The 13382-nt window shown below is 67.8% G+C and carries 13 protein-coding genes and 1 tRNA gene; 6 read left to right on the top strand and 8 right to left on the bottom strand.

The genetic code is table 11. From position 1 onward, the window contains the following. Positions 1–214: 214 nt before the first annotated feature. Positions 215–670, top strand: coding sequence for a hypothetical protein (locus QE410_RS05475; RefSeq protein WP_307328960.1), 456 nt, complete (start codon positions 215–217; stop codon positions 668–670). A 222-nt stretch (positions 671–892) separates the two neighbouring features. Here the strand turns inward: QE410_RS05475 and QE410_RS05470 are convergent, their stop codons facing one another. Beyond that, positions 893–1426, bottom strand: coding sequence for a hypothetical protein (locus QE410_RS05470; RefSeq protein ID WP_307328957.1), 534 nt, complete (start codon positions 1424–1426; stop codon positions 893–895). A gap of 70 nt (positions 1427–1496) precedes the next feature. Here QE410_RS05470 and QE410_RS05465 point away from each other — a divergent pair, with 70 nt between their 5' ends. Next, positions 1497–2264: a class I SAM-dependent methyltransferase gene (locus QE410_RS05465; protein ID WP_307328954.1), complete on the top strand. Its 768-nt coding sequence runs from the start codon at positions 1497–1499 to the stop codon at positions 2262–2264. Positions 2265–2270: 6 nt separating this feature from the next. Here the strand turns inward: QE410_RS05465 and QE410_RS05460 are convergent, their stop codons facing one another. Further along, complete coding sequence (locus tag QE410_RS05460; protein ID WP_307328951.1) at positions 2271–2900, bottom strand: TetR/AcrR family transcriptional regulator; 630 nt, start codon at positions 2898–2900, stop codon at positions 2271–2273. A 107-nt stretch (positions 2901–3007) separates the two neighbouring features. On the opposite strand from QE410_RS05460, the gene QE410_RS05455 reads away from it, so the two are divergent. Next, entirely contained in the window at positions 3008–4462 is a 1455-nt protein-coding gene (locus QE410_RS05455) for an MFS transporter (RefSeq protein ID WP_307328947.1), read from the top strand. A 194-nt stretch (positions 4463–4656) separates the two neighbouring features. Here the strand turns inward: QE410_RS05455 and QE410_RS05450 are convergent. From QE410_RS05450 to galU, 4 genes are all read right to left on the bottom strand, one after another. Further along, positions 4657–4729: transfer RNA gene (locus QE410_RS05450), tRNA-Ala, on the bottom strand. A 217-nt stretch (positions 4730–4946) separates the two neighbouring features. Further along, a complete protein-coding gene (locus QE410_RS05445; RefSeq protein ID WP_307328944.1) occupies positions 4947–6032 on the bottom strand; it encodes a large exoprotein in 1086 nt (361 codons plus the stop codon). 87 nt (positions 6033–6119) lie between these two features. Further along, positions 6120–6743 carry a GNAT family N-acetyltransferase gene (locus QE410_RS05440; RefSeq protein ID WP_307328941.1) on the bottom strand — a complete coding sequence of 208 codons (624 nt, stop codon included), beginning with the start codon at positions 6741–6743 and terminating at the stop codon, positions 6120–6122. A 14-nt stretch (positions 6744–6757) separates the two neighbouring features. Further along, complete coding sequence (gene galU / locus QE410_RS05435) at positions 6758–7648, bottom strand: UTP--glucose-1-phosphate uridylyltransferase GalU (protein WP_307328938.1); 891 nt, start codon at positions 7646–7648, stop codon at positions 6758–6760. Between the two features lie 62 nt (positions 7649–7710). Here galU and QE410_RS05430 point away from each other — a divergent pair, with 62 nt between their 5' ends. From QE410_RS05430 to mscL, 3 genes are read left to right on the top strand one after another with little or no spacing between them, the layout of a single operon-like run. Continuing rightward, entirely contained in the window at positions 7711–8307 is a 597-nt protein-coding gene (locus QE410_RS05430; protein ID WP_307328935.1) for a 5-formyltetrahydrofolate cyclo-ligase, read from the top strand. Positions 8308–8325: 18 nt separating this feature from the next. After that, entirely contained in the window at positions 8326–8616 is a 291-nt protein-coding gene (locus QE410_RS05425) for an FmdB family zinc ribbon protein (protein WP_307328931.1), read from the top strand. Between the two features lie 34 nt (positions 8617–8650). After that, complete coding sequence (gene mscL, locus QE410_RS05420) at positions 8651–9073, top strand: large conductance mechanosensitive channel protein MscL (protein ID WP_307328929.1); 423 nt, start codon at positions 8651–8653, stop codon at positions 9071–9073. A 60-nt stretch (positions 9074–9133) separates the two neighbouring features. On the opposite strand, the gene QE410_RS05415 is transcribed toward mscL, so the two are convergent. Next, a complete protein-coding gene (locus tag QE410_RS05415; RefSeq protein WP_307328928.1) occupies positions 9134–9358 on the bottom strand; it encodes a hypothetical protein in 225 nt (74 codons plus the stop codon). A 270-nt stretch (positions 9359–9628) separates the two neighbouring features. Beyond that, positions 9629–13333 (bottom strand): AAA family ATPase, encoded by a 3705-nt coding sequence (locus tag QE410_RS05410; RefSeq protein WP_307328925.1) that lies wholly within the window; start codon positions 13331–13333, stop codon positions 9629–9631. Between the last annotated feature and the right edge of the window lie 49 nt (positions 13334–13382).

Below are 13382 nucleotides of genomic sequence, written 5' to 3'. Positions count from 1 at the left end.
GCAAGTGCCTGAACATCGGCCTTGTTGCTTACGGCACAACACCACCGGTACATCCACCAGAGGTGGCGTTTTGCCCGCTCGAACGTACCGGTGCGAAGGACCTTAATCGGATACGAACAGATCAACAGGGGTCGCGCGTAACTACCTCCCCATCCAAAAAGCCCACCAGCATGTACCGGTGGGCCTGTCGGATCGAACATAACCCCTGTTGCGAATGGGAATCATTATCTCGTTGGTGGACCTACTGCACGCCTACTCCAAACATTGCGACGGCCGCGGTCCGGCAGAGCTGGCGGTGCAAGCAGCGCAGTCCCGCAGAGTACGATCCGTTACGCAGCGGAGTGGTACTGCTCGCCAGCTACGCGCTGCGCAGGTAGATGACCTGGTCGCTCACTACCAGGAAGTGCGCAACGTGGCCGAGGTAGCACGACACTTCGGTGTCACACGGCAGACCGTCGGTGCGCATCTCGCCTCGCGCGGAATCCAGACCGTTCGCCGGATGAGCGAGGCGGATATCTCGACCGCGGCGGCGCTGTATCGCGAAGGACGTTCGGCCGCGATCATCGGACGCAGACTCGGGTTCGACCCGCAGACCGTGCTCAACGGACTGCGAAGCGTTGAGGTTCCGATCCGCGCGCGTCCCGGGCGCGACCGCCAAGGACCACGCTGACGGCAGTTCATATGCCCTCGGAAAACGAAGGGGGATGCCACTCCGCGCGACGTTCTCTCGCGAGCCGCACCGGCGCTTGGGAATCTGCTCGAACCCGGACTTCGACTGAGCCTCATGACGAGAGCGGTCACTCGTACGCCAGCGGTCGCCGATTGGCGTGGCAGTCAACTGAGGGAAGTCAGCGGCGTGTGTTCGAGTGGGCGAAGGTAAGGCCGCCTGAGATCAGTCGCAATCAATCCAGCCAGCGACCTGCCATGATTCCGGAAGACGTGCCAGGTAATCGAGACACCAGTCTCGATCGGCCCGAAAGCCATGCCACGTGAGGCGGAGGATCTCCATGGCATGCGCGGGTCCGAGATCTCGCGACTGATCAAGAAACTCCTGCTCATGGGCGAGCACCGTCTCGATAGCGGCCACTCGTGCAGAGAGTCCGCGACGAAGTTCATCAATCGTCAGTGTGGGCGTGAAGTAGAGCAGCGGAATCAGGCTCAGCGGTTGAAAGTCTCGCTCTTCCAGCAGTGACCGCAGCAAGGAGAGCAACTGCTCACGACCCTTTGTAGTGCAGACGTATTGCGTTGCCCGTTCGCTCTCGCCGCTCGTCACGTCGATGAAACCGCGCGAGCTCAGGGTGCGGAGCTGCTGATAGATCGACGGTGCGGCGATGGTCGTCCAGCGAGAGACCGCCCACTCCTTCAGCACCTTCTCGATGCCGTACGCACCGATGGGACCGCGATACGCAACGATTCCCAACACCATGATCTTTGTCGTCTGCCGTGACATTAACCACGTCCCATGCTCGTTACTAAAACTATAGTACCATGATGACATGAGAAGCGAAAGACCGCTAGGCAGCTACGGGGTGGACGCCCCCTGGGTTCCGTGGATGTGGATCGGCTACGCCATCCTCTACACCTGCCTTGCCATCGCATCGGTGGTCTTATGGTCTGCGTGGCGGCCCATCACAGTCCTCCTCTGCGTCGTCGCCTTAGCCTCGGTACTCGGGGCAGCGCTGTTCTGGTATGCCTCACTGCGCGGCAAATTCATCCTCTGGGAGCAGATTCTGCGGTCCGCGAACGTATGCGATCGCCGGAACGCACTCGATCTCGGGTGCGGGCACGGCATGGTCGCAATCATGACGGCACGACGAGCCCCAGCGATGACCGTCGTCGGTATCGATCTCTGGCGTAGCGTCGACCAATCCGGGAACACCCCGGAGGCCGCACAGGCGAACGCAAGGATGAACGGCGTCGATGATCGAGTCCGATTCGACACCGGAGACATGACCGCGCTGCCATACGAGTCGAACTCGTTCGACCTCATCACTGCCAGCCTCGCCATTCACAACATCCCTTCCCGAGAAGGACGCCGCGACGCAATCAACGAGGCCGTGCGAGTGCTTTCGGACGGAGGGACGATCCTCATCGCGGACATCCGACGCACGAAGCAGTACGCCCAAGACCTCCGCGCAGCGGGCCTACACGTCACAACCCAACCGCTCGGCTGGCGCGGCTGGTGGAGCGGCCCCTGGATGGCGACAACCTCACTGAATGCAGTGAAACCACCGGCGCCGAAGAGGACCCGACTCAGCGCCTAGGATCATTCACCGCCCGGGGGAATCGACGTCTCTCTGGATTCCCAGCAGGATCAAGTCCAATCCGACGGTGAACTGGCTTCGGTCGTCATGGTGACGGAAGTCCGACGCGGTGGCGTGAAGGAACGGGTACCGCTCGGCGTCAAGCTCTTCCCATCGTTTGGACTGTTCCATGAGCCACTCGTCCTGCGTCTGCCCGGGAGTCACCGACTGGGCGTTGTCGGCCATTTGTGCGGCCACTCCCATCACGTAGGTGACGATTGCCGTTGCAACGTAAAACTGGCGTTTGGCCGGGACGCCGTAGGAGTCGAGGAGTCCGCCGATCCGATCCAGCACTCTCAGTGTTCCGTGGAGCCCGGGACTCTTGGGGAGTCGCGCGCCTACCCAGGGGTGGCGGTCGAGGGTATCGAAGAGCGACAGCGCGATGCTGCGGATGGCCTCAAGCTCCCGTATGGGCTTCTGGTCGTTTGCCGTGGCGACGTTCGCGAGCACCTGCTCGCAGGCGAGGTCGAGAAGTTCGTTTCGATTCGAGACATGCCAGTAGATCGCGCCCGACCCGCTACGCAACCGTTCTGAGAGCATTCGAAAGGTTAGCCCCGTTTCGCCGGACTCTTCGAGGATCTCGATCGCCACACGCACGATCTGCTCCTTCGACAGGGAAGCGTCTTTGCGTCGCCGACCCGTGGTGTGTGAAGCAGGCATGCTTCCATCTTGACACAAATGGAACGGCAATCCAATATGAGATTATGGAACAGCGATCCAATTCACAGCAGCACCCGAACGCGGGCACCCGCCCGCAGTCGCTTCGCGCTGCGGGGCTTGCCCTCACGGGTCTTGCGGCAGTGTTCCTCATCGAAATGCTCGACACCTCTGTGCTGAACGTCGCACTGCCGACGATCGCGAAGGATCTGGCAGCCTCCGCATCAGAATTGCAGTGGGTGAGCGGCGCCTATGCGTTGATGTTCGGCGCATTGATGCTGGTCTTCGGATCCATCGCTGATCGATTCGGTCGCCGCCGCATGATGCTCATCGGCCTCGCGCTGTTCGGCGTGTCAAGCGCGGCAGTCTTGTTCGTGTCGACTCCCGAGGAACTGGTCCTTCTTAGGGCGCTGATCGGTGTCGCCGCGGCCATGACCGCCCCCGGTTCGATGGCGTTGTCGTTTCGACTCTTCGATGACGATGCACTCCGCGTGCGGGCGACCGCCCTGATCTCCACGGTCGGACTCGTCGGCCTCGCAGTCGGACCGACAATCGGCGGGCTGGTTCTCGAGGTCGCTCCTTGGCAGACGCTCTTGTTGATGAACGTCCCCATCGCTGTACTGGCTTTTCTCGGGATTCGTCTCGGGATCCGCGCCGACCGTCCGGATGAGCTGCGCCTTGTTCCCATCGATGTGCTCGGGGCTATCTTGGGCACTGCCGCGATTGTCCTCGCGCTACTCACCCCCACGATGCTCCTCGACGCGATTCCAGGTGCATGGGCGGTCGGCGTGGCAGCCGTGGTCGCCCTCGCTGCCTTCGTCGTCCGTCAGCGCCGAGCGTCGCACCCGCTCATCGACATGGCGCTACTCCGACGCCGCCCCGTCTCGACGGGATTGATTTATCAAGCGGCGCTCGGACTCGCGACCGCCGGCCTCGGCTACACCGTCACCCTGCAACTGCAGCTCGTGTGGGGATGGCCACCTGCACTCGCCGCACTCGGTGTGCTTCCGCAAGTCATCACCATGATCGCGATCGGACCCTTCGTCGAACGAATCGTCAAGACATTCGGCATCGACAAATCCGCGCTATTCGGCTCCTGCGCGGTCATCACCGGGCTCCTGCTCTACGCCCTCTTCGCGCGCTTGAGCTATGTCCTCATTGCCATTGCGATCATGCTCGTCGCCGCAGGCATGCGCGTGACCATGATCACCGCCACGATCAACGTCATGCGCGGCCTCCCCTCCGACCGCACATCTATCGGTGCCGCCCTCAACGACACCGCACAAGAGCTCGCCGCCGGAATCGGCATTGTGATCGTCGGCTTGGTCGTCGCCGCATCAACCAGCGGCCCCCTCATCGCAGAGGGATGGACATCGACGCAATCGATCACTCTTGAGAACGCGATCACCCTCGGCGTCCTGACACTGACGACGACCGCGTTCACGCTTCTCGCCGTTGCTCTCGTCAGAGCGCGTCGTAGCCGCGCCGAGGCAGCACCCTGACGACTGCAAACAGCCGGAAAGGGAGTGGCATGAAACGGGGGTATCAGCGAAAGCCCGGTCTACGAGCGACTCCCCCGCTCGGCGGAGATCGCGTTGACCCGAGAGGGCTGGAACGTGCCCGGGCATGTCCCGATAGGGAATGAGGAAAGCCCGACCAGACGCATTTTCGTGTGCCTGGTCGGGCTTTCAGTCGGTGGACCTGAGGGGATTCGAACCCCTGACCTCCTCGATGCGAACGAGGCGCGCTACCAACTGCGCCACAGGCCCGGAAACCTCGTAAACACTATCACGTCCGGCGCCCGCGACCGGACGCCGCGCGACGTCGGCGAGTCTCGGCATCCATCGCATGCCGTGCTTCGCATAAAAGCCCCCCGGCGATGGCACAGGCTCTCACCCGCGCGGTGAGTCCGATCGTCGGCACGCCGCACACCCGGTGCGGCGCTCGAGTGGCCGAGCTCGCGCGGAGACGGCGTCGAAGCGGACCCTATTGCCCCGACGCGCGGCGTTCCAGCAGACGGCGCACGTGGTCTTCGATCTCGGTGTCGTCGACGTAGCCCATCGCGGCGTACGGCGAAGGGGCTGCCGCCGCGGGCCGCACCGACTCGATCGGTGTGGGCGCCTGCTCCGCGGCGATCTCTCGGGCCGCCTCCTCACGGGCGGCGGCACGGAGGGCCTCGCGGGCGATCTGCTCGTCGACGACGGCCGCGGCGCGCGAGCCCGCCGACGCGACCAGGGGGCGTGGCAGCTCACGCGGCGTCCACGTGGGGCGGGGCGTCGGTACCAGGGCGACATCCTGCAGCTCGGGCGACGACGTGCGGACGACGACGGCCGCGCGGGGAGCCTTCGCTCCGCGGGCGGCGACGACCGCGAGGCGGCGGAGCGCGACGAGAGACGCCACGACGACGACGGTGCCCGTGATGAGCAGCACGGGGGCCGCCGCTCCGACGGCCGGCACGACACCCGTGATGAGCGCCGCGAGACCGACGAGCCCGGAAGCGGTGAGAGCGAGGCGGAAGCGTCGACGCGCCTGAGCCCGGCGCGCTTCGGGCCGAACAGCGACCGCCGCGCGTTCCGCGTGGGCGCGCTCGACGGCCGCGATCTTCTCGGCATGCGTCTTCTCGAGCGCCGCGGCGCGCTCGGCACGAGCGACCTCGACAGCCGCCGCACGTTCCGCACGGGCCAGCTCGACGGCCGCCGCACGTTCGGCGCGAGCGACCTGCACCGCCGCGGCGCGCTGCTCCCGCACCAGGTCGCGGTCGCGTGCGCTCTCGAGCCGTGCGACCTCGAGACGGGCTTTCGCCGCCGCCAGTTCGGTCTTGGTCTTCTTGGCCTGGATCTGGCGGGCGAGCTTCTGCTGCTGGTGGGCGGTGCGCGCGGTCAGCTCCAGCCGCACCTCTCGCGGGGTCTCAGCCGTCTCGGCGAGCACGCGGAGGGCCTGATTGAGACGGACGGCATTGCGCTCGGCAGAGGTGAAGCGGTGCCGGCTCTGCCACGAGGGCAGCAGGTACACCAACCACAGCGCAACCGCGACGAAGACGATCACGCCACCGCCCAGAACCTGCCCACCCATGGGTCAAAGGTAGGTCACCGGGAGATCACGACGTGACATCCCCCCGCGTGTCGCCGCGACCGTGGCGCAATGAATGCGTGAGGGCGCTCAGATGCGGTCGGACGGGGGCACGCGCGCGGCGTCGGGCGGGACCTGGCCGCGGTCCCATCGGTCGAGCACGCCGTGCGGGACCTCTTCGCGCACGAGGGCGAAGGCATAGTGGTCGCGCCAGTCGCCGTCGATGTGGATGTACTTGCGGCGCAGCCCCTCGTAACGGAAGCCCAGCTTCTCCACCACGCGCAGGCTGGCGTGATTCTCGGGACGGATGCAGATCTCGACCCGGTGCAGATTGAGCGACGTGAAGCAGATGTCGGTGGCCATGGCGACCGACACGGTGGTGATGCCTCGTCCGGCGAAGCCCTCGGCGATCCAGTACCCGATGGTGGCCGAGGCGAGAGACCCGCGCGAGACGCCCCAGACGTTAAGCTGACCGGCGACCTCGTCGTCCCACTCCATGACGAAGGGGACGCCGAGGCCGTCGCGGTACTGCTGCAGGAGGCGACGGATACCCAGCCGCATGTCGAACGACACCGGCCCATCCGGGCTCGTCGCCTCCCAGCGCCGCAACCACGTGCGGTTGTCGATCAGCTGCTGCTGAAGGACGCGTGCGTCGCGATTGCGAATGAGACGGATCGACACCTCACCGTGCCGCCTCGGGATGGAGAGATCCATGCAACCTCGCGGAGTCAGAGACCCTGCGCGAACTCCTTGAACCACGGACGCAGGGCGGGGCCCAGGTCGTCACGGTCGGCGGCGAGCTGGACGATCGCCTTGATGTAGTCGACACGGTCACCGGTGTCGTAGCGGCGACCGCGGAAGACCACGCCGTACACCCCGCCGCCGTCGCCGCCACCGGTGGCGAGCTCCTCGAGGGCGTCGGTCAGCTGGATCTCGCCGCCCTTGCCGGGCTCGGTGTGCTCCAGGATGCCGAACACGTCGGGGCCGAGCACGTAGCGACCGATGATCGCCAGGTTCGAGGGGGCGTCTTCGGCCTTGGGCTTCTCGACGAGCTTGGTGACCTTGACGACACCGTCTTCGTCGGTGGGCTCGACCGCGGCGACACCGTAGAGGTGGATGTGCTCGGGATCGACCTCCATGAGGGCGATGACCGTGGCGCTGCGCTTGTCGTACTCCTCCATCATCTTGGTGAGCAGCGGATCGCGCTCGTCGATGAGGTCGTCGCCCAGGAGCACGGCGAAGGGGTGGTCGCCCACGTGGCTGCGCGCGCGGAGCACCGCGTGACCGAGACCGCGCGGCTCGCCCTGACGGACGAGGTGGATGTCGGCCAGGTCGGACGAGTGCTCGACCTTGGCGAGCTTGTCGTCGTCGCCCTTCTCGCGCAGCTTCGCTTCGAGCTCGGGCATGGAGTCGAAGTGGTTGGCGATGTTGTTCTTGTTGCGCCCGATGATGATCAGGACGTCATCGATGCCGGCTCCCGTCGCCTCTTCGACGACGTACTGGATGGCGGGCTTGTCGACGACCGGGAGCATCTCCTTGGGCATCGCCTTGGTGGCAGGAAGGAAGCGCGTACCGAGACCGGCGGCCGGGATGACGGCCTTGAAGGGCTTATGAGGCATGGGCATACCTTAGCGGGCACCGATGACGCTGCTGTAACAGCCGCGCACGTAGACTTACGCCCATGCCGGACCGCATCGAGCAGGCCAAACGCGCGCTTCGCGCCGACCTGCGCGAACGCCGCCAGACCCTCTCAGCGCACGCCCGCGAGGTAGCCGAGGCCGGCGTCGCGCAGCAACTCGATGCGCTGGTCGAGCGTCTCGGTGCGCGCAGCATCTCGTGCTTCCTCTCGACGCCGACCGAGCCCGGCACCCACGCCTTCGTGGCCGGCGCCGTGGCCCGTGGCATCCGGGTCCTGCTCCCGATCTCCCGCGATGACGGGTTGCTCGATTGGAGCGTCGCCACCCCCGACGCCGAGATCGCCGAGGGGCTCTTCGGCATGCCCGAACCCGTCGGCGACGTGCTCGGTCCCATCGCGGTCAACGACGTCGACCTTCTGATCATCCCCGCGGCCGCCGTCGACCGCACCGGGATGCGACTCGGCTGGGGCCGCGGCTACTACGACAAGACGCTGGGCTCGATGGAGAAGTGCCCGCCCGTCTACGCCGTGATCTTCGATTCCGAGTTCGTCGACCACGTGCCCCGCGACGTGCACGACCAGCCCGTGACGGGCGTGGTCACCCCCACGCGGACACTCGCGATCACCTCTCGCACCGCCTGAACACCCGAAGGAAACCCGATGCCCACCTACTCATACGCCTGCAAACAGTGCGGCCACCGTTTCGACGCCGTGCAGTCCTTCTCGGACGCCGCCCTCACCGAGTGCCCCGAATGCGGCGGCGAGGTGCGAAAGCAGTACGGGTCGATCGGCGTAACCTTCAACGGGTCGGGCTTCTACCGCACCGACTCGCGCGGATCGTCAGCGAACGGCTCGACCGCGTCGTCGAACGCAAGCGGTGGCGGCTCGTCGTCATCTTCGACATCATCGAAGTCGGAAACGAAGGCGTCCGCCCCGTCCTCGGCCTCCTGAGCCGCGGTCGGCGCGGCAGAAGGGGAGCCAGCGCATGATCAAGGGATTCAAGGAGTTCATCCTCCGCGGCAACGTCATCGACCTCGCGGTCGCCGTCGTCATCGGCGCCGCGTTCACGGCGGTGGTGAACGCCATCGTCACGGCGCTCATCAACCCGCTGATCGAGATCTTCTACGTGCCGAATGAGAGCGGCGAGGTCGGGCCGACATTCACCGGCATCTACGGGCAGCAGGTCGTGTTCCCGCTCGGTGGACTGCTGACCGCCGTGATCAGCTTCTTCGCCGTCGCTCTCGTGGTCTACCTGGTGTTCGTCTACCCGATGAACCGGTGGAAGGCTCTGGCCGCGGCACGCGCGGGCGTCAAGGACTCGGCGACCGACGAGCCCAAGCTGCCCACCGAACAGGAGCTGCTCGTGCAGATCCGCGATCTGCTGGAGCGCCAGAACGACAGAGCGTGACCCGCGAACGGCGCCCGCACCCGGAGACCTCCCGGTGCGGGCGCCGTTTCGGTTCTCGCCTCAATAATGAGGCGGGACGTCGCGCAGCATGCGATCGTCGTTGGGGCCGGATGCCGCAGGCTTGGCGCCGGCACCCCGCTCGCGGTCATCGACCGGTGCGGGTTCGGCCGTGGTGCCGGGTGCCGGCAGAAGCCGTGCGCGGCGCGACCCGCGCACGCGGACGACCGGCTGCCGCACGGGCTGGTCGCGGGCCCCGGAGGCTCCGACGGGCTCAGCTTTCCGCATTCCGACACGGGACCCGGAGGCTTCGACGGGCTCAGCCTCCCGCGTTGCGGCACGGGTCCCGGAGGCTTCGACAGGCTCAGCCTCCCGCGTTGCGGCACGGGTCCCGGAGGCTTCGACAGGCTCAGCCTCCCGCGTTCCGGCACGGGGCTCCGGGGCTTCGACGGGCTCGGCCTCCTGCGGCGAAGCGGAGGTCCCTGAGCCTGTCGAAGGGACCGGGGCCGCGCGTGAGGCGCCGCCCCGGGCGGCATCCAGGCTGTCGGTCATCGACTCTCAGCCGGGGAGATCGAGCGGCTCGGTCGTCGACTCGGGCGCGCCCGCGTCGGGCACCGCGCCGAGCAGTTCGGCGATCCGCGTCGCGACGCCCGCGGGGTCGCTGTAGAGGTCGAACGCGTGCACGCGCACGTAGTGCCAGCCGAGGCGCCGCAGAATCTGCGGGCGCAGGCGCAGCGTCTCTCGCAGGGACTCCCCGATTGTCTCGGGATCGCTCTCGGCGACGACGGCCTTGCCCTTGTATCGCGCGACCAGCGGCAGCAGGCCGCGGTAATCGACGTCGACCTCGACGCCGAGGCGTCGGAGCTCCCGCGCGAGGGCACGGGTGAGCGGGTCGGCGAGGTCTTCGAGCCGGCTCTCGCGGCCGCGCGAGGCGACGTTGCCGAGGATGCCCATGAGCGTGGCCGCACCGTGCTCGAGGCGCCCGTCGTCGAACGCCGACGGGCGGATCGACGACACGATCACCATCGAGCGGCGCGCACGGGTCATACCGACCGTCAGCAGTCGTTCGCCGTCGGGCGTGGAGAGGTCGCCGAAATCGCTGAGGACGCGACCGTGGCGGGTGAGCCCGAAACCGAGCGAGAAGACCACGCGGTCACGACTCTCGGCCACGGACTCTTCGAGGGTCAGCACGGCGAAGGGTTCGGCGGCATCGCGCGAGACGAACTCCGCCACATCGGACCGACCGGCGAGGGCGGCCACCACGGCCGCGCGGATGCGCTCGGCGTGCCTGCGACTGGCGGTCACCACCATCAGCGATTCGGACGCGCGGTTCACGGCGTGCTCGACGACGAGGGTCACCACGCGAGCGACCTCGGCGTCGGGGCTCTCGACCGCACCGCTGATCGGGTCGGGCGCGCCGACACCGCCCTCGACGTAGTCGACGCTCAAGCTGCCGCGGCCGAGATACGACCCCGCCCACGGCAGCGACACGATCTCGCCGCCGTAGAAGGCGTCGTTGACCAGCTGCGACAGGTCTTCGCCGCCCGCGCGATAGCTGCGCGTCAGGGTCTCGACCGGAAGCAGCTCGGCGATGCGCTCGAAGACCGACACCTCGTCGAACGGGACCTCGTCGGCGTCGTCGGGCGCGGGAGTGATCGCGGCGCTCACGCGGAACGGTGTGGGCTTCTGCACGACCGGATCGCCGAAGAGCACGACCTGACGGGCGCGGCGCAACGCCGGCGTCGCCTCGGCGAGGCACAGGGCCGCGGCATCCGCGACGATCACCACGTCGAACGCGAGATCCTTCGGCACGTCGGGCACCTCGTACGGCGAGGCGAGCCACACGGGCGCGAGCGTGCGCAGCAGCAGGGGCGCGGCATCCGAGATCTCCTGCGCGCTGTGCAGACCGTCTTTCAGCGCGCGCTTGAGGGCGTCGGCCTCGTCGGCGTGATCGACGATGCCGATGCGCCACCGCGTCGCGAGCTGCGCGGCCAGCAGCGGACCGGCCGCCGCAGCGTGCGCCTCGTCGACGAGGCGGAAATCGCGTTCGAGGCGGTCGACGACGCTCGTGTTCGCACCCAGCAGCGCCCGGTCGGTGCGCAGCAGGTGCTCCAGCGCCGACTGCCACCACGCGAACTCGAGCTCGGCGCCGACGCGCTCCTCGGGGACGTGGCGGACCGAGAGCTCGACCAGCAACTGCTCGAGGCCCAGACGAGCGAGCTCGGAACGCAGCTGCGCGCGCTCGACGAGGTTGTCGAAGAACGTCGACTCCGCGGCCAGGCCCGCGAGCGTGCGCACGAGCCGCTGCACCGGCAACGTCGTGAGACGCTCGGATCCCTGACGGCCGAGGATCTGATCGAGCTCGCCGAGCAGGGCGTCGGTGCGCTGCCACGCGACGTGGACGTCGGCAAGGCCCAGCGGCACCTCGGGGGCGACGCCGGCCTCGACCACGCGCTGCCATTCCGTGCGCTGCTGCTGGATGCGCACCAGCGCCTCGTACATGTCGGGGACGTGGACGCCGGGGCGCACGTACTCCTTCGACAGGCGCTTGAGGCGACGACGATTGGGGCCGCTCATCGCCGAGGCGTCGCGGCGGGGCGAGTGCGCGTCGATCAGCTCGCCCAGCGGCCGCTCGAACACGCTCGGGCTGAAGCGGTCGAGCGACTCCCGGATGCCCTGCAGGAGCTTCAGGTACGCCCCCAGCTCCGACACCGTCTGGAAGGGGCGCATGCGCGTCTTGGCGATGAGCTCGTACCCGCGCTCGAGCAGGCGCGGCACCTCGTGCGTGTGGAGCTTGCCGGCCAGATCGTGCGCGGCGCGGGCGTCTTCGGTGCGCGTGAAGCTGACGCCGTACCAGGGCGAGTCGTCGGGTCCGAACCGGAACTCCCCCAGACGAGCGGCCATCGCGAGCGCGCGCGCCGCGGCATCCCGTCGTCCGGCGAGCTTCTCGAGGGTCGCGATGTCGAACCGGGCCTCGGTCGAGGGCGCCGGAGAAGTGGATGCCAGGGAGGTCAGGGCGCGCAGGACCTCGAGCGCCGAGACGCCCAGCGCCAGGTGCGGCTCCGTCACCGCCGAACGGTAGTCGCGCAGGACCGTGCGAAGGCGCACCAGCGCGTCGTCGATCTCGGCGACCTTCGGCTGCTCGGCCTTCTCGTTGCGGCTGATCGCGCGGATGAGGTCGCGACGCACGTGGTTCGGCGAGACGGCGAGGCCCGTGAGTCCCACCCCGGCGAGGCGGTGCCGGATGCCGTCGAGCGTCGACCGGCGCGCGCTCACGACGAGCACGCGCTTGTTGTCGCGCACGAGCTGGCCGATCGCATTGATGACGGTCTGGGTGCCACCCGTACCGGGGAGGGTGTGCACCGCGAGCGAGTGGCCGGCGGCGATACGCGCGAGCACGCGCTCCTGCTCGGCGTCGGCGTCGAGCAGCAGCGTGTCAGCGGCGGGGCTGCGCTCGTCGGGGCTGACGATCACCGGGTCATCGCGACGCACGGTGATGCGCGCACGGTCGTCGTGGTGGCCGGCGAGCGCGTTGAGCAGCGTGTCGTCGAGATCCATCGTGTCGCGGGCCATGCCCGACGACACGTCGGCGAACGACGAGATCACCAGACGCGGGTGCACGACGAAAGTCGGCACGTGCGTCGTGAGGCGCCGGATGTGGTCGATGACCGGCTGCGGCTTGAACACGCCCTGGTCGTACGCGAGACCCGCCAGGGCCGCACTGTCGATCTGGATGCCGAGGTGCGTGCGGAAGGCACGGGCCAGCTCGGGGTTCATGACGAAGGCGCCGTGCAGCTTGAGCTCGAAGTCGCCGTGATGGCGACGGATGGCGAGCGGGCGGAGGAGGACGGGGGCCGACCACTCCACTCCCCCGATCTTCCACGCGGAGAGACCGACGGCCAGGTGCACGGGCTCGAGCCCTCGCGCCGTGCGCAGCTCGACGTTCTTGGCGGTGATGCGCTCGGCGGCCAGACGCGCCGTGCGCAGCGCCACCTCGTCGCGGAACAGGTTCGACAGCATCGTCGCGCGGCCCGTGATGAACTGCGGGAGCGAGCCCGGGTGCGCCTTGGTGATGTCGATGCCGGCATCTCGTGCGTCGTCGAAACGCAGGAGCGTCGAGCGTCCCCCGAGGGCCGCGGCCTCGGCGCGGATGCGGTCGCGCTCGGGGTCGGCGACATGGCGGACCACGATGCCGGGCTCCGACAATCGCAGCTCGCCCGGATCGACGGACGACGCCGTCTCGTCTCCGTCGGCGCCGCTCACGGCACCGTCCTCAGCTCGCCACACACCTGCCAGACTAAGCCGGGCACCT

It is taken from the genome of Microbacterium sp. SORGH_AS_1204, from assembly GCF_030818935.1.
Lineage (GTDB): Bacteria > Actinomycetota > Actinomycetes > Actinomycetales > Microbacteriaceae > Microbacterium.
The sequence above is the reverse complement of the archived record's forward strand: the minus strand, read 5'-3'. Positions and strand labels throughout refer to the sequence as shown.